Below are 16,917 nucleotides of genomic sequence, written 5' to 3' on the forward strand. Positions count from 1 at the left end.
AATATGCATTTTTAATAGAGTTTTTTGGATATTGAAGAATATTTATTACTATTTTAGCTCTAAGTTAGATTCAATATTACTACTTATATTATGGCATCAATTAGAAAATTAAATTTAAATTAAAAACAACCTTGACTTTAATTCAGCTTTACGCTAAAGTTAAATTAATTTAAGACAAGGATGTGCAGTCATGCCACAAAAACTAATTGCACAATTAAATAATGTCTATTTTTACTTCTATTTCAAGTAGTACTTACATCTCACAGATGTAAGTCTAACTACATCTGTGAGATAGAAGCATTTTTGTTCGTCTCGCAGCCGTTTAAAACTTAAACGCCGGGACAAAAATAAGCATTCAAGCAACCCGGTGTACTTATCTTGTACAACGGTTTTTTTATTTTTAAGAAAAGAAAGGATGCGTTATTATATGGTTGATTTAACAAAGTATATGAAAAAAGAGGTTACTGCCGCAAAAGCATCAAAGATTTTGGAATTCAACGCTTTTGCTAGCAAAATCCCCGATATTGTCAAGTTCACGGTGGGAGAACCTGATTTTGATACTCCAGAGCATATTAAAGAAGCTGCTATTCAAAGTATTAAGACTACCCGTTCTCATTACGCGCCTTCAAATGGCTCACTTGAATTACGAACAGCTGCTAGTAATTTTCTAGCTAACAAATATGATCAACATTACGATCCAACTAATGAAGTTATCATCACCAATGGTGCCACTGAAGCTATTTATAGTGCACTAACTGCTATTTTAAATCCTGGCGACAAGGTTATCATTCCCACACCCATTTTTCCACTATACATAGCTGATCTAACTATTGCAGGAGCTAGTCCTATTTTTATAAATACTGCAACTGATGGATTCAAGCTAACTCCAGCTAAACTAGCAGCAGCTATTGCCGAAAACGGCTCTGCTGTACGAGCAGTTGTCTTAAACTATCCTTCCAATCCTACTGGTGTAACTTACACACAAAAGGAACTAGACGCTCTTGCTGACGTCTTACGGGATAAACCTATTTTTGCTTTATGCGATGAAATCTATAGTGAACTCTGTTATGAAACAACACATGCTTCTTTAGTTCATAGTTTGCGCGAACAAACTATTTTAATAACTGGTGTTTCTAAGTCTCACGCTATGACTGGTTGGCGTATTGGTATTATGTGTGCTCCCTTTGCCATTGCTAACGAATTAGCAAAAATTCATCAGTTCGCTATCACCACAACTTCGTGCGTTACACAAGACGCTGCTACTGAAGCATTAGCTAATGGCCAAGATGATGCTTTACCAATGCGTGATGAGTACAAAAAACGCCGTGATTTTCTTGTTTCAAAGCTTAGTAAACTTGGTTTTCAATGCGCTCCACCCGCTGGAGCTTTCTACTTGTTCGCTAAAATTCCCGCTCAACTAAATCAAAATGATGAAGAATTCATCTATGATTTAGCTAAAAAAGCGCGAGTTGCAGTTATCAACGGTTCTGCTTTTGGCCCTGGTGGCGAAGGCTATGTTCGGATTAGCTATGCAACTAGCATGGCTGAATGTGAAAAAGGAATGGCTCGTTTAAAAGAGTATGTTGAAAGCACTAGTAAGTAATTAAGATATTATTATCTAAAAAGCATTAGCTCTGGTTTAGATACTTTCTTCATTCTAAACAGAAGCTAATGCTTTTTTAGTCTATATTGTGTATTTGAACTTTATTTTAAATAAGAAAATAATTTTTATTTATTTTTTTAAATGATAGAATAGACTTGTAAATATTAAAGGAGGATGGTTATTATGACAACAAAAGTTGCATTTATTACAGGTGGAGCACAAGGCATTGGTGCTGAAATTGCTCGGCATTTATCAAAGTCGGGTTACGATATTGCTTTAGCAGATTTGCCTATGCAAGAAACAAAAGCTACTGCAGTGATTAAGGAAATTACAGCAGCTGGTCAAACTGGTATTTTTGTTCCTTTGGATGTTACTAAACAGCAAGAAGTCTTCCATGCGGTTGATATAGCCGCTAAACAGCTACATGGCTTTGACTTAATGATTAATAATGCCGGTGTTGCAAAGGTAGATAAAATTGAAGACATCACACCCGAAGACTTAGAATTCAGTTTTAAAATCAACGTTTTTGGTGTTTTATATGGTATTCAAGCTGCTGCCAAGAAATTTAAAGAACTTAAAGTTCCCGGCAAAATCATTAGTGCTTCATCAATTGCTGGAATGCGTGCTTTCCCGATTTGGGCAACCTACTCAGCTACAAAAGCTGCTGTTATCAACTTAACTCAGGCTGCTGCCAAAGAATTAGCTCCTTTTAACATCAAAGTAAACGCCTATGCCCCTGGTGTGGTTGGCACAACTGGTATGTGGGATGCTATCGATGCCAAAATGTCCGAAATAAACGGCAAGCCTTTAGGCCAAAATCGCAAAGACTTCATAGGAACCATTCCCTTAGGTAGAACCGTAGAACCTAACGATATTGCTAACCTCGTAGATTTTCTCGCTAGTGAACAGGCTGATTTTGTTACTGGTCAAACCTACGCAGTTGATGGTGGCGGAATTATTTAATAAACAGACAGCTAGTTTAGCTTAAAACTTGGTTTAACATTTTAGATATAAAAAAATCCAGTATTATCTTGATTACAAACTTTAGTTTTAGTAGTCAAGATTAACTGGATTTTTTTTATTTCCATAAGCATATATATATGGCGTAAATGTGACATCTGTTATAATTAAGTTAAGTTATTAGTTACCCATCTTAATTAACAGCTAGGAGTGATCTTATGTTAAAGAATAGTGGAAAACTAGGTATTTGGGGTAAAATCTCCTTACTAATTACACTTGGACAACTTTTATTGACTATTTACCATTTATTTAATAAAAAATCAAAGATTCATACTAAATAATAACCCCAATACAGCTACGCTAATTTGCTGTCTTTCACTTTTAGCGATAGCTGTTTTTTATTTTAAAATAACTTCCTCGAATGGTTCCTGCAAGTTTTGACTTTTGCCGTGCAAATTTAAACTTACCTTCTAATTCAGTCGGAACCTCCATTCCTTCAGCTAGTTTAATTCCAACAGCTCGCTTCGGATTTTCTGTCTTCTTTTCGTATAGAACATTAATAATCATACCATTTTCATAAATAAATTCGGGCCAGTAGATGTTCTCATCTTCGTAAGTCGCCACCTCTAAAATAGGCGATGCAAAAATGATATCTCGCTCTGCTTGAAGAATGTTTTCAAACCACCTTATCTCCTCCAGTTTTTCGCTAGCTGGGTATACAGTATATTCAAATTTATATTTATTCCAAAAATATCGTGCTTCGTTAGCTCGTAATCCTGCTAATGCAGTAGCAACAGGCGATGATTCTACCCCTGTTTTTTCAATTTGTTTAAAATCAACTTTATATGCCATAACTAACTACCTTCCTATATTTTAAGTAGCAACAGTATAGCACGCTACACGCAATATTACTGTTATCAGCACTTATTGTATATATTTTTTTAGCTTATTCATATTTTTAACAAAAAACTGCATGTGAGACAAAAGGCCATTAGCTAGAAATCCTTAACCCCATAGCTACTTATTTTATTTAGAAGAGCTACTCATAACTATCTATCTTGGAGTCCACATTTTGACGCAGAATATTTAAGACCAAAAATGAGTCCGAAACTTTTGTCTCAGACTCACCTCAAATGCTACTTTATTCAAACTTATCAAATATATTTCTATTAATATGAATAATTAGATACATTAGTTCTTCACTCGTAACGTTATAGTCATACTGCTGATATAGGTATTCCAGTACTTTAATTGCAATTTTTCTTGCATCTTGATATTCTTCTAAAACATGTTCATACATTACATCATCATTTCCATTTATCTGTTTAAATGTAATCAAACGTTCTACAAAAAACTTAATATGAATTATCATCCGCCGATAGCTTAAACTTTTGTTATTGAGTTCCTTTTTAGATAGTACCCCAATTAACTTGACAACTTCGTCTGTTAACTTAGTGATTTTCATACTGTCATAATCGATTTTTTCATCTTTACGTGAGTCAGCCACATGAAATGCAATACTAGCTGCTTCCGTTTTAGACAAATCAACATTGCATGTTTCATTAATTAGTTCAAGTGATTCTCTGCCAAGCTCAAATTCCTCGGGATAATATGTTTGAACATCATAATACAACTTGTTTTCAAAAGAAAGTCCTTCTTGATTTCGTTTTAAAGCAAAATTGATATGATCAATCAAACTTACCAATAGACTTGGATTCACATCCGGAAAACGCCTTTGTATATTTTTAAATATCCGTGTCGACACATCAATTATTTCAGGAGAAACTTCCGATAGTAGGTTCTCCAACCCAGTATTTATTTCTGGTCGAAAAACTTGTGCGATTTGTGCATTATCAACCACAGCACCTTTTTTCTTACCATAACCAATACCTTTACCCAAGATTATAACTTCTTCATTTTTTCCATTTTCAGCGAGAACAACACTTGAATTCAGTACTTTACTGATTTCATATTTTTCCATGTGTTCATCTCCATAATTCTTCTTTGATATAGAAGAAATAATTTTATCCTGGATTAAATCATTTCCTTATTACAATTCACTACCATTTGTTTCAATTACATGTTGATACCATTTGAATGAATCTTTCTTATAGCGTTTTAACGTTCCATTGCCTTCATCATCTTGATCAACGTAAATAAAACCATACCGTTTTGACATTTGCGAAGTACTTGCACTTATTAGGTCAATTGGTGCCCATGAAGTATAGCCCATCAGATCAACACCATCTTCAACCGCCTTTTTCATCTCACTTAAATGTTGCTTAAAATACTCGATTCTGTAATCATCGTGAATCGTTCCATCCGCTTCCAATGTATCTTTAGCACCCATCCCGTTTTCTACAATAAATAACGGTTTTTGGTAACGATCATACAATTCAATTAATGAAATCCTCAAACCTACAGGATCTACAGTCCAACCCCAATCTTTTGTTTCAAGATAGGGGTTCTTTCCGCCAACAACTGTATTTCCTACTGTCATTTCTAACCCGTCTTCTTTTTCAGCAGCAAGTAATGACATATAGTAACTGAATGAAACAAAATCAATCGTATTTTCTTTAATCGTTCGCAATTCCAAACTTGTCATTTTTACATCTATATCATGTTGCTTAAAATAGTTAAGAATCAACTTAGGATATTCGCCTTTAGCTTGTACATCTGCACAATAATAATTCATAAGATTTTTATTCAAAGCAGATAATACATCACCTGGTGCAGCAGTTGCTGGATAAGTTGTCAATTTTGTCAACATACAGCCAACCTGTGAGTTTGGAATTATTTCATGTACTAGTTTTGTCACCATCGCTGATGCCACAAATTGATTATGAAGTGCTTGATATTCAGCTTCTGCTAATTTTTGTGTTTGATCTTCAATAATTCCAGCTGAGATAAATGGATGTCGCATAACACTATCAATTTCATTAAATGTTAGCCAATATTTAACATCTGAAAAGTTCTCAAAACAAACCTTTGCAAATTTTACAAATAAGTCAATCACTCTTTTATCTTGCCAACCATTATATTTAAGCGCTAAATCAAGCGGCATTTCATAGTGTGATAATGTCACTAACGGCTCAATACCATTTGCTTTTAACTCCTTGATGAATTCTTGGTAGTAAGAAATCCCTTTAAGGTTAGGTTTCTTTTCTTCACCTGTTGGAAAAATACGTGTCCATGCAATAGAAAATCTGTAGACTTTGAATCCTAGTTCTTTAAATAATGCAATATCTTCTTTGAAATGATGATATTGGTCAATTTCTCGACGCTTAGGGTACCTGCTAATTGTTCGATCTGCTACTGCCTCGGCTATACTCTTTGAAGTTACTTGAACGTTTTTTTGTAGTCTTTAACATCTACATTAGGTTTATATGTTGCAACATCTGCAACAGATGTCCCTTTACCATCAACGTCAAATGCGCCTTCAACTTGGTTAGCAGCAACTGCCCCACCCCATAAAAAATCTTTACGAAATTCCATTTTTCACCTCACTTATTTATACTAATGCTGGTAAAACAACGTCATCAGCTGTTCCTTTAGCTGTAATAATCATCATAACTGTAGGATCAAAGCCCTCTGCAACAATTTTATCCAAGTTAAATTCTACCAAAGTTTCTCCTACTTCGACAATTTGATGCTCTTTGACTTTAAGATTAAAGTATTTTCCTTCTAATTTAACTGTATATATGCCAATATGAATCAAAACTTCAGAACCATCTTGCATTTTCAACCCGATTGCATGTCCCGTTTTATAAGTCATCATCACTTCTGCTTTTGCAGGAGCATATAAGATTCCATCTCGAGGTTCAATCGCAACACCTTCACCCAAAATTCCACTTGAAAATGTAGCGTCATTTACTTCTTTTAACGGAACAACTATCCCATTAATTGGTGATTCTAGTTTGATATTTGTATCCAGTGTCGTATCTATTGTTTTCGAACTAGTCTGTTCAGATTCAATTACGTCATCTTTCCAAACAATAATCGTTAATACAAATGATAATAATATTGAAATTACTAAGCAAATCCACGCATACACGAAGTTCATAGCATTTGACTTATCAACATACATTGTCATACTTGCAATACCAGGTCCAACTAATGCAAATGCTTTAATACTTAAAATCCCGACAATACTTCCTGTAATAGCACTCGGAATCATAACTGGCCCCAATGCTCGCTTATGCTGGATTGTAACTCCATACAAAGCTGGCTCTGTAATACCAAATAAAGCTGAAATCGCAGCCGAAACTGCAGTTGCTCGCATTTTTTCATCTTTTGTTCGAACTGCAACACCAAAGCATGTTCCTGCTTCAGAAAAATTATGTGCTAATGAAGCCGGTAAGTATAGGAGTTCTTTCCCTGTAGAAGTCATCATCGCTACTGCATAAGGCAACAATGCTTTGTGCATTCCTGTAGCCACCATCAATGGTAAAAGAGCTGCAAGTAACCCTGTTGCAATCCATCCCAAATGATTAAACAAGAAAAGAATAAACGTAGAAATCCAGGTACCAATTATATAACCCATAGGTCCTAAAACGATAAGTGTTACTGGCACGGTAACCGCCATACATATCAACGGAACTAAGAAAATGCGTACTGGTTTAGGACAATATTTAGTTACATACTTTTCTAAAACTGCATACAACAAAATTGCTAAAATAGCCGGAAAAACTTGTGATGAATAGGTAACATTCGTTATTGATATTCCAAACAATTTCGTCCCTTTGGTTAATAAGGTTACTAAATCTGGATAAACCAAAACACTCGCAATTGATACAGAAACCAGAATGTTTACATTTAATTTTTGTGCCGTCGTAATTGCAATCAATAGTGGTAAAAAATAAAGTGGTGCCGATCCAATAAAGGAAAATATTTGATATGATGAACTCGTTTCGCTAATCCAACCAATAGAGGCAAACAAAATCATTAATGATTTTAAAACACCTGCACCTGCAATTGCAGGAACCAAAGGCTGAAAAATACCAATCAGAAAATCAAGAAATGTTTCATACCACTTTTGCTTAGGTGTATCTACTTTCACTTTATCATTATTAAGTTTTCCAATTTTTGCATTTACAGCATCGTACATTTCAACAACAGCATTTCCAACAATTACTTGACATTGTCCTGAGGTATTAACTGCACCTAGGACCCCATCAACCTTTTTTATTGCATCTAACTTAGTTTTATCATAATCATTAAGTGTAAAACGCAACCTCGTCGAACAATGAATCATTTTAGTAATGTTTTCCTTGCCACCTACATTTTCAATGATTTTGTCAGCACTTTTATCATAATCCATATCTATCATTCCCTTCTTTTTATTAGATGCACAAAAAAAGCAAGATCTTTCAACATGACAACACAAAGTCTATTACGTATAAAACTGCGTAATTCAAACTTCATACTGAGTGTATTGCTGATTGATCTTGCCTACATTATTAGTTACATGTCATTTATTAGTTACATGTCATTCATTAATACATCTAATATAAATAACATCTCATGTCAAGCTTAAAAAAGAATTATGAATATAAAATCGAATGCCAAATCAATTATATTTTCCATCAAAAGCAGTGTGCTACCACATCTTTTTGTTATATCCATAAGAATTAAAGTAGAAACAATTTGTTCACTCTTAGATTAGAAAACCTTACAGGAACACGTAATCTTATTACTGAAAAAACTTTTTCTATATCCTAAAATGATTTTTATTCTCGCTTAAATATTCTCCGTCCATAATATGATTAGAATGTTTTTATTCTAATTAACTAAAAGTTACTTAATTTCATTATCGAACTAAAAACTATAATCTAGTCACTTAATTAATCTGATTTTAAAATAGCTATTCTATCTTAATCTGATATTTTATCAAGCAAGTAAATCCTATTTCTTAGTATCACACATAAACTTATGTTCACCTTCAAGCAAATCACTTATACTCTGCTATAAAAACCTTTAGCAACTTCATCGAGAATTTGGACTAAACTAATTACATTATAAAAGAATTATTCTATCACTATTACTTACTTAATTATTGATCCAAACATAAGTGGTGTAGCTGATAATCCATAACCAAGCCACTCTTCCATCTTGCCTTGACCTAGTATTTCTAAATAAAATTTCCCTGTTGGTTTAGATAATTGACTTCGCATCGCCATCGGACGCAATCCTACTTCTAAATCTTTCATGACCCTTGGAAAATACTGTTGTTTTTCTAAACCATTTTTCGCATTCACTAATAACTTTCGTTCTTCTTCTTTTACCGTTGGATCAACAATTAAATCATAAATCTTCACTAATATCGCTTCTATTGTTTTATCTTGTTTTTTTGTCATCTTTTCCATCCCCTAATACATACAGTATCTATCTAAAACTTTGAAAAGCTTACTATCATATCTATAATTATTGCGTCAATGTTTAATGTAAGAATACCACTATCAACTAGCATTTGAAATACTAGATCTCACATAACCTATAAAGAATTCTAAACTACTCATAACAGACTAGATATATGCAGCCAAATTATTCAGACTAAAATTCAAAAATCTGATTGCATCTCAACATAAAAAGATACAATCAGATTTTTTATTTCCTATTTTAACAAACTGAATTTTAGCCTGCTCAAAATCTAATACGCCTGAACAAATAAATATATAGCTAGCCCAAACGCAGCAAAAGCAATTAGAATTCGTAAGAGATGAATATTGATATGTCTAACAATGATTGGGCCAGTATATCCACCAACTAAAAGACCAATCCCCATTGGGACCACGTATAACCATACTATATGTGATTTAGCAATAAAGATAAAAGTTGCCGTTAAATTTGCTACAAATCCAATCACATTCTTAATTGCATTTACCACTGGAAATTCATAATCAGTAATAAGCGAAAGAATTGCCAGAAACAATACCCCACCAGCAGCACCAAAATAGCCTGTATATCCACCAACAAATATCAAGCTAATTGAGCTTAATACTGTAACTACCCTACTCAACTGATATTTTTTCTTAGCGCCTACTGAATCCATGCTATTTGCAACTACTCGTTTTTTTCGACTCGATAATAATAATAAAATACCTGCACCAAAAATAAAAAATGGAACAACTTTCTCAAAAGAAGTTGATGGTAGATGTAATAAAAGTAAGCTACCTCCTACACTACCAATTAATGATAGAAAAATAAAATAGGCTAGTTTTTTCCCGTGTCCTTTAAGTTCTCTGGCTGAAGATACTGTCGAACCAATTCCCGAAAAAATCAAAGCTGTTGTATTTGTTACATTGGCAATAACTGGTGGAACACCGACAATAAGTAAAGCTGGATAAGAAACTAATGAAGCCAATCCTGCAACTGATTGCATTAAACCTGCTAAAAATCCGGCAACAATCAGAAAAACAAATATTAAAATCATGAAACTAATCAACACCCTTCATATTCGAGCATAATAATAACTCTCATCAAATAAACAAAACTATAGCCATTATACTACATTAATAAAATTTTATAATATGCTTTTAAAAAACTATACTAATTAATTTATGCACCTTTAAAATCTAATATCACTTGTTAAAATCTATTAGTATAAATAATATTTAAATTACGTATCCTACAGAATACTCTACTTTAACTCTTCTCTTGTCGCCTTTTTTAACTATCAATCTGCTAGCTTTCTTTGATAAGCACCTATCCCCAATAAAATATTATTATTTTTATTTCACATTTGTGATACTTTACTATTGTGTTATATTACAAATGTGATATACTATAAATTGTAAGAGGTGATTAGATATGAGGATCGATATTAAAACCTACTTGACGGATAAAGAACTAACTATCTACCAAGTAGCTAAGCGTTCCGGATATGGATACACCACCTTACACAAATCTTTCAACAAACAACAGGGTAATTCTACTTCACTGAATCTCCGCGATTTAGATGCCTTGGCGCAAGCACAGCATCGCGCGATGTGGGCTGTTTTGCGTGAATTGGAAGAAAATTATCTCAATCGAGATGAATAGTTTCGGTGGCCACCATAAGAATAATGTAAGAAGTCCGTATTTGGTAAACGTTATGTTTCTCAGTTAGGGGCTTTTTACAACCCCTTATACTAAATAATTACTAATAAATATTAAATTGGAGGAATCAATAATGGCTAACATTCCAGTAGAACCATTTGACAATATGAACGACATTTTTAATGAATTAATGGGTAATATGAACGGTATTAACTCCGAAAAAAGATATTTGATTAATGGACAACAAGTATCCCCTGAAGAATTTGCACAATATCGTAAAACCGGCAAATTACCACAACAAGCAGTTCCAACAAATACTAAACAACAAAAAAAGAACGGCATTCTTGCTAAACTTGGCCGCAATCTGACTGAAGAAGCACGTGCTGGCAAACTTGATCCAGTAATTGGACGAAACAAGGAAATTCAAGAAACCGCTGAAATTTTATCCCGGCGCAGTAAAAATAATCCCGTTCTTGTCGGGGATGCCGGGGTTGGTAAAACTGCCGTAGTGGAAGGACTTGCACAAGCAATCGTCCATGGTAATGTCCCTGCCGCAATTAAAAACAAAGAAATAATCAGTATTGATATTTCTAGCCTTGAAGCTGGCACACAATTCCGAGGGAGCTTTGAAGAAAATATTCAAAACTTAGTCAAAGAAGTCGCAACGGCTAAAAACATCATCTTATTCTTTGATGAAATCCATCAAATTCTTGGTGCTGGTGGCATGGGTGGTGAAAGTGGTTCAAAAGGCTTATCTGACATCTTAAAACCAGCTTTATCTCGTGGTGACATTACTATTATTGGCGCAACCACGCAAGATGAATATCGCAACACTATTATGAAAGATGGTGCCTTAGCACGCCGTTTTAATGAAGTAAAAGTCAATGCTCCTAGTCCTGAAGATACTTTCAAAATTCTAAAGGGCATTTGTAAGCTTTATGAAAAACACCATAACGTTATCTTACCTGACGCCGTTTTACAAGCTGCAGTAGATTATTCGGTTCAATATATTCCTCAACGAAGTTTGCCAGATAAGGCGATTGACTTATTGGACATGACTGCCGCACACCTTGCTGCTAAACATCCAGTCGCTGATATCACTCAACTTGAAGCAGATATTAAAAAAGCTACTCAGCAACAAAAAGACGCTGCTGCCAAAGAAGACTATGAAGCAGCTGCTAAAGCCAAAACGAAGGTTATTAACTTACAACAACAAATCGCTAATAGTTCCAAGACTAAAAAGGCAACTGCCACAGTTAATGATGTCGCTGCTGCAGTTGAACGTTTAACTGGCATTCCTGTTTCTAAGATGGGTGCTAATGATATTGAACGTCTCAAAGGCATCGCTAAACGTTTGAAAGGTAAAGTAATCGGTCAAAACGAAGCTGTAGAAGTTGTTGCTCGTGCAATTAGACGTAATCGTGCCGGTTTTGACGAAGGCAATCGGCCAATCGGAAGTTTCCTTTTTGTTGGACCTACTGGTGTCGGTAAAACTGAATTGGCTAAGCAATTAGCCTTAGACATGTTTGGAAATAAAGATAGCATCATTCGTTTAGATATGTCTGAATATTCAGACCGCACTGCTGTTTCAAAATTAATCGGCACAACTGCTGGTTATGTCGGTTATGACGACAACAAAAATACGTTAACTGAACGAGTACGGCGTCAGCCTTATTCAATCGTACTGTTAGATGAAATTGAAAAAGCTGATCCACAAGTTATTACTTTACTCCTACAGGTTCTTGATGATGGTCGCCTAACCGATGGGCAAGGAAACACTATTGACTTCAAAAATACAGTAATTATCGCAACTTCCAACGCAGGGTTTGGTAATGAAAAGCTAACTGGTGATGTTAAAGATCAAGAGTTATTAGATCGTATCGCTCCCTACTTCCGCCCTGAGTTTATCAATCGATTTAATGCGATTGTTGAATTTTCACACTTAACCAAGCAAGACTTAGAAAAAATTGTTGATTTAATGCTTGCTGATGTTAACACAACATTAGCTAAGAAAGGGATTAACTTAACTGTTAGCCCCGCTGCCAAGAAATATCTAATTGAACAAGGCTATGATGAAGCCATGGGGGCACGTCCATTACGTCGTGTTATTGAACAACAAATCAGAGATAAAGTTACTGATTTTTATTTAGATCACTTAGATGTTAAACATCTCCAAGCTGATATCACAGATAATACCTTAATAATCAGCGAACAAAAAGAAGCCGTTACCGTTTAAAATTACTAGTGTAACTCTTAAAAGAATGACGCTTCTTACTAACAATTCTTTAAAATAGTCCTCCCTAACTACATTGTTACATTACAATGTGTGTTTAAGGAGGACTATTCTTTTGCAATAATTACCATTGTTTTATCAAACTATCCAGTTAACTTCAAAGGTATTACATAAATCAGCTAAACTATTAAGGATATCGCTTATCTATTTATAATTCATATGTAAGTAAAGCACTGAATTTTTATTTACATACTTTTCATTTCAGTATCAAAAAAGGGCTCTGTTATCTTAATTTTAGATTGATCTAAGTCAATATCAACCATTGCTCCATATGGAATTACCGTGCGTGGAAATGCATGTCCAAAGTTTACATTATACATAATAGGTGTTTTTAGATCAGCTGTTACTGCTAATAGCTTAGCTTTGTACTCCTCAAAAAAAGCATTGTTCTGCGGTTTACCTACAATAATGCCAGCAACGTTCTCCAAAACTCCCTGTTTTTTTAAGGTTAATAACATTTGCTCATATAAATCAGGATTAGGTTTTTCTTCACTCGTTTCAATAAATAATACCTTGTTTTTCCATTCCTCATTTGTTGGAAAAATTTGATATTTTTTAATAACAGTAGCTTCATCAACATATCTATTTTGAGTCAAGCAATCATACAAGCTATCCAAGCAACCGCCTAATAGTTTGCCCGTGAGATGTCCTTTTCCACGCAAAACCTGATATCCATCTTTTTCAATATGACTAATTCTGGGTGTTCCTATAGCATTTAGTGAAAAGTCGGTCCGTTCTTCATACCAAATAGGACTTGACTGAATTTGTGTTGTGGTTGGATTATGAAAATATTGTGTAAATGCAGTACGCGTATATGGTAACATCGCTTTATCTAATTCAGCTAAATCACTTAAGAGATTAGGACCATAAAAAGTCGCTAATCCCAGCCGATATAACATTAGATGATTGATTGTTGTATCAGAAAAACCCGTGAAAATTTTTGGATTACGTTTTACACTCTCAATAAAGTTTGCATCTTCTAGCAAATATGGCAATAAGCGATATGTATCATCTCCACCAATCACACAAATAATTCCTTTGATTTTTGGATTAGCAAATGCTGTTTTCAAATCTGCAGCTCTTTTTTCAGGATTATCATGTAGTTCTTTCAATCCGCTAAGTGCATTAGGCATACAGATTGGCTTTAACCCCATTTGCCGCAAACGTTTTATCCCCAACTTCAACTGATGGTGCGCACTTTTTTCACCTAAAATTCCACTAGATAGGCTCACTATCGCAACTGAGTCACCTTTTTTTAGCATTGTTGGTTTTATCATTTTACTATTCTCCCTATCCATGTTAAAAATTCTTTTATCTCAGCTTTTGATTTTAAAATAACAATTTTACTTTGGTCACTCTTATACTTTTGTAGCAATCGCTTTGTATTTTGTTCATCGTATGCCCATACTAACTTTAAAAATGCCCAGTAATCATAATCAAAATGTTCGCTAAATTGTTTGGGCATCTCTGGTCTGCTCGCATTATCTAACCGATACTGAATAGATCTTTTAATTATTCTATAGACCGCCTTAACTTTATTGACCTTTAACCAAATAATCAAATTAGCTTGAGTAACTCTAAGTGGGATAGTTCTATTATAGTTTCCTTCAATAATACAGTCTTGTTGTCGTAAAAAGCTTATTTGTTCATTTTCAAAATAACGTTTCGCATCATCTGAATAATCAGTTTTATGCCATAAGCTATCTAATTGCAACAAAGGATAATTTGTGATATTAGCTATTTTCAAAGCTAGTGTTGACTTTCCGCTTCCACAATTTCCAATAATTATTATTCTCATTGACTTTCTCCTTAATCTTGTTGCTTAAGCTAAATATGTAAACCTACTATACCGTATAATCACTACTTTTTCACGAATTAAATTTCACGATTGTTTAGTTATCAAAGAAATGGAACTACAATATCCAAAATAAGCGTTTCAAAATATTAAACAATTTGAAATTTCAAGCATAGTAATCTAGATTTTGTGTAGAAAATCCAACCACAATCTCCATAAAGCTCAACTAGTTTGTTTTACAAGTTAGAGGAGATATGTTAAACTACTAGTATGCAAAACAAACTAGTAACTTAACAATTTTAATGCAAAAGAGATGATTACTGATGGCCCAAGATATTTCAAGTCAAATTTTAAAAGGTATCTTACAAGGAATTGTGCTAATTGTTTTAGATAAACAACCTGAGTATGGTTATGGACTCAGTACCGCCCTTAATAAATATGGTCTAGATGCTATTCCGAAAGGTACAATTTATCCTTTACTGGCTACTATGGAAAAACGTAATTTAATTCATGGGAAAATGCAGGCGTCTCCTGCTGGACCAGATCGTAAATATTATTTTATAACTGACACTGGTAAAAAAGCTAAAACCAATTTTATTTCTGAGTGGACACAACTACAACAAATAGTCGAAAAAGTAATTAGTGAGGAGCAAGAAAAATGAAAGTAAAAGACTTAATCGCCCAGAATTATCTATTACAACAGGAATTAAATCCTAAAAATAAAAAATTTTATACTGATTTGTTGCTTTATGTTCGACTTAGAGGTTTATTACATGATGAGTATGTTGTTGAATCTAATTTGCTTACAATTTTACAAGATATTCTTGATGCTCAAAGTCATAACATCTCCGCTGAAGAATATTTTGGCAAAAACGTCAAAACTCTTGCAGATGAACTGTTAGCTGCTATTCCGATTAAGTTACTGGAATTATTGAAGTTAACTTTTACTGCATTGGCAACTTATTTCTTGGTTTCTTTCTTACCTGCTCTAGTTAATCCGATAACACCTATTGATTTAGGTAGCATTTTACTGGCAGGAGGCTATTTTTCATTGGTCATTTTACTAGGTTTAATATTTTTTGGTCATACCATTTATCAACATAAATATAGAATACATAATCGTATACTTAAATATACCATTCTTTGCTTAAGTCTCTCGTTAATATTAGCACCAGGTATTTTAATCACCCTTTTCATTAAAACACCGCTAAAGTTATATTTAACAGGTTGGTTAGGTATTGCTGTTATCTTAGTTTTTTCTGGAATTGGTGCTTACTTTTTTTGGAAAAACGCTGAAAAAGAACTTACTATCCCTATTTTTGTTTTCTTAGCTGGGATTGCCTTGCTCGGAATCGCAACTCGACTTCCCTTTCTAGGAACTTTTCTACTTAACACTCGTTCAGGTCAATATCTAAGTACCGGTCTACTTCTGGCTTTTTTAATAATATTTTGGATACTAAATTTTATGCTTAACCGCAAAAAATGATCAATACTGTTCTTTTTTATTAACAACTATATCCGTTCCATGTATAATAGCGAGTAAAGCTCATTAAACTCTGTATTATGGGAGATATTATTATATGGAACAAAACAAACAAATATACTTAATTCACGGCTACACTGCAAGTCCTACAGCTAATTGGTTCCCGTGGCTTAAAAGAAAAGTGAATCATGATTTACACCAAAAAATAACTTTATTAACAATGCCGAATCCTGACAACCCAATCCCAGCCAAATGGGATGAATACTGTGACCGTGAGATTACAGCTACAGATGATATAACTATCATTGGGCACAGTTTAGGTTGCATCCAAACACTTAGATTTATTGAACAACATGCTTTAAAAAATGTTCACCTAATCTTAGTTTCTGGTTTTGACGAATCATTAGCAACACTACCTGAGCTAGATGCATTCACTAATACTTTACCGAACTATAACAATATTTTACCAAAAGTTGCAGATGCTGTTGTTATTTCCGCACTTGATGACGATATTGTTCCTTTTTATTATACCGAAACACTGGCTCGCCATTTAAAATGCAAATTTATTTTAATGCCAGCTGGCAAACATTTTATTAGTCGTGATAATATCACTGAACTTCCAGTTGTTTTTGAAGAATTAGCAAAAATATAGACCTAACTATAAAAATAGGCTCTTTAACAAGTGGTACTGATAAATTAAATATTTAGTTTTTACAATAAATTGGTATAGCTTATCTAGCTGTCTA

The 16,917-nt window shown here is 33.9% G+C and carries 14 protein-coding genes and 1 pseudogene; 7 read left to right on the forward strand and 8 right to left on the reverse strand.

Annotated elements, in window-relative coordinates:
- Positions 1–427 precede the first annotated feature (427 nt).
- Positions 428–1,603 carry an aminotransferase class I/II-fold pyridoxal phosphate-dependent enzyme gene (locus LB941_RS10915; protein ID WP_253362003.1) on the forward strand — a complete coding sequence of 392 codons (1,176 nt, stop codon included), beginning with the start codon at positions 428–430 and terminating at the stop codon, positions 1,601–1,603.
- A gap of 183 nt (positions 1,604–1,786) precedes the next feature.
- Positions 1,787–2,566: an acetoin reductase gene (locus LB941_RS10920; protein ID WP_253362004.1), complete on the forward strand. Its 780-nt coding sequence runs from the start codon at positions 1,787–1,789 to the stop codon at positions 2,564–2,566.
- 378 nt (positions 2,567–2,944) lie between these two features.
- Here the strand turns inward: LB941_RS10920 and LB941_RS10925 are convergent, their stop codons facing one another.
- The 6 genes and pseudogenes from LB941_RS10925 to LB941_RS10950 all read right to left on the reverse strand — a co-directional run bounded on the left by LB941_RS10925 (position 2,945) and on the right by LB941_RS10950 (position 9,995).
- Positions 2,945–3,415, reverse strand: a complete 471-nt coding sequence (locus tag LB941_RS10925; protein ID WP_253362005.1) for a DUF8821 family protein — start codon at positions 3,413–3,415, stop codon at positions 2,945–2,947.
- A 289-nt stretch (positions 3,416–3,704) separates the two neighbouring features.
- On the reverse strand, positions 3,705–4,544 hold the full coding sequence (locus tag LB941_RS10930) for a PRD domain-containing protein (RefSeq protein ID WP_253362006.1): 840 nt from the start codon (positions 4,542–4,544) through the stop codon (positions 3,705–3,707).
- A gap of 69 nt (positions 4,545–4,613) precedes the next feature.
- Positions 4,614–6,058, reverse strand: a pseudogene (locus tag LB941_RS10935) (glycoside hydrolase family 1 protein).
- Positions 6,059–6,074: 16 nt separating this feature from the next.
- Entirely contained in the window at positions 6,075–7,883 is a 1,809-nt protein-coding gene (locus LB941_RS10940) for a beta-glucoside-specific PTS transporter subunit IIABC (RefSeq protein WP_253362007.1), read from the reverse strand.
- A gap of 724 nt (positions 7,884–8,607) precedes the next feature.
- Positions 8,608–8,919 (reverse strand): bacteriocin immunity family protein, encoded by a 312-nt coding sequence (locus LB941_RS10945; RefSeq protein WP_253362008.1) that lies wholly within the window; start codon positions 8,917–8,919, stop codon positions 8,608–8,610.
- A 293-nt stretch (positions 8,920–9,212) separates the two neighbouring features.
- Positions 9,213–9,995 (reverse strand): sulfite exporter TauE/SafE family protein, encoded by a 783-nt coding sequence (locus tag LB941_RS10950; RefSeq protein WP_253362009.1) that lies wholly within the window; start codon positions 9,993–9,995, stop codon positions 9,213–9,215.
- Positions 9,996–10,372: 377 nt separating this feature from the next.
- Here LB941_RS10950 and LB941_RS10955 point away from each other — a divergent pair, with 377 nt between their 5' ends.
- Positions 10,373–10,603 carry a transcriptional regulator gene (locus LB941_RS10955; protein ID WP_253362010.1) on the forward strand — a complete coding sequence of 77 codons (231 nt, stop codon included), beginning with the start codon at positions 10,373–10,375 and terminating at the stop codon, positions 10,601–10,603.
- Between the two features lie 130 nt (positions 10,604–10,733).
- Positions 10,734–12,836, forward strand: coding sequence for an AAA family ATPase (locus LB941_RS10960; RefSeq protein ID WP_275980033.1), 2,103 nt, complete (start codon positions 10,734–10,736; stop codon positions 12,834–12,836).
- A gap of 242 nt (positions 12,837–13,078) precedes the next feature.
- Here LB941_RS10960 and LB941_RS10965 read toward each other — a convergent pair whose 3' ends face one another.
- A complete protein-coding gene (locus LB941_RS10965; RefSeq protein WP_253362011.1) occupies positions 13,079–14,170 on the reverse strand; it encodes a S66 family peptidase in 1,092 nt (363 codons plus the stop codon).
- Positions 14,167–14,691 carry a P-loop NTPase family protein gene (locus LB941_RS10970; protein WP_253362012.1) on the reverse strand — a complete coding sequence of 175 codons (525 nt, stop codon included), beginning with the start codon at positions 14,689–14,691 and terminating at the stop codon, positions 14,167–14,169. Before LB941_RS10970 ends, LB941_RS10965 begins: the two co-directional genes overlap by 4 nt.
- Before the next feature lie 320 nt (positions 14,692–15,011).
- Here LB941_RS10970 and LB941_RS10975 point away from each other — a divergent pair, with 320 nt between their 5' ends.
- The 3 genes from LB941_RS10975 (at position 15,012) to LB941_RS10985 (ending at position 16,823) form a co-directional block, all read left to right on the forward strand.
- Positions 15,012–15,350, forward strand: a complete 339-nt coding sequence (locus LB941_RS10975) for a PadR family transcriptional regulator (protein WP_253362013.1) — start codon at positions 15,012–15,014, stop codon at positions 15,348–15,350.
- On the forward strand, positions 15,347–16,174 hold the full coding sequence (locus LB941_RS10980; protein WP_253362014.1) for a hypothetical protein: 828 nt from the start codon (positions 15,347–15,349) through the stop codon (positions 16,172–16,174). Before LB941_RS10975 ends, LB941_RS10980 begins: the two co-directional genes overlap by 4 nt.
- 94 nt (positions 16,175–16,268) lie before the next feature.
- Positions 16,269–16,823: an RBBP9/YdeN family alpha/beta hydrolase gene (locus LB941_RS10985; protein WP_253362015.1), complete on the forward strand. Its 555-nt coding sequence runs from the start codon at positions 16,269–16,271 to the stop codon at positions 16,821–16,823.
- Positions 16,824–16,917 lie beyond the last annotated feature (94 nt).

The sequence above is a fragment of the Ligilactobacillus ubinensis genome (genome assembly GCF_024160875.1).
In the GTDB taxonomy this organism is placed as follows: Bacteria; Bacillota; Bacilli; order Lactobacillales; family Lactobacillaceae; genus Ligilactobacillus; species Ligilactobacillus ubinensis.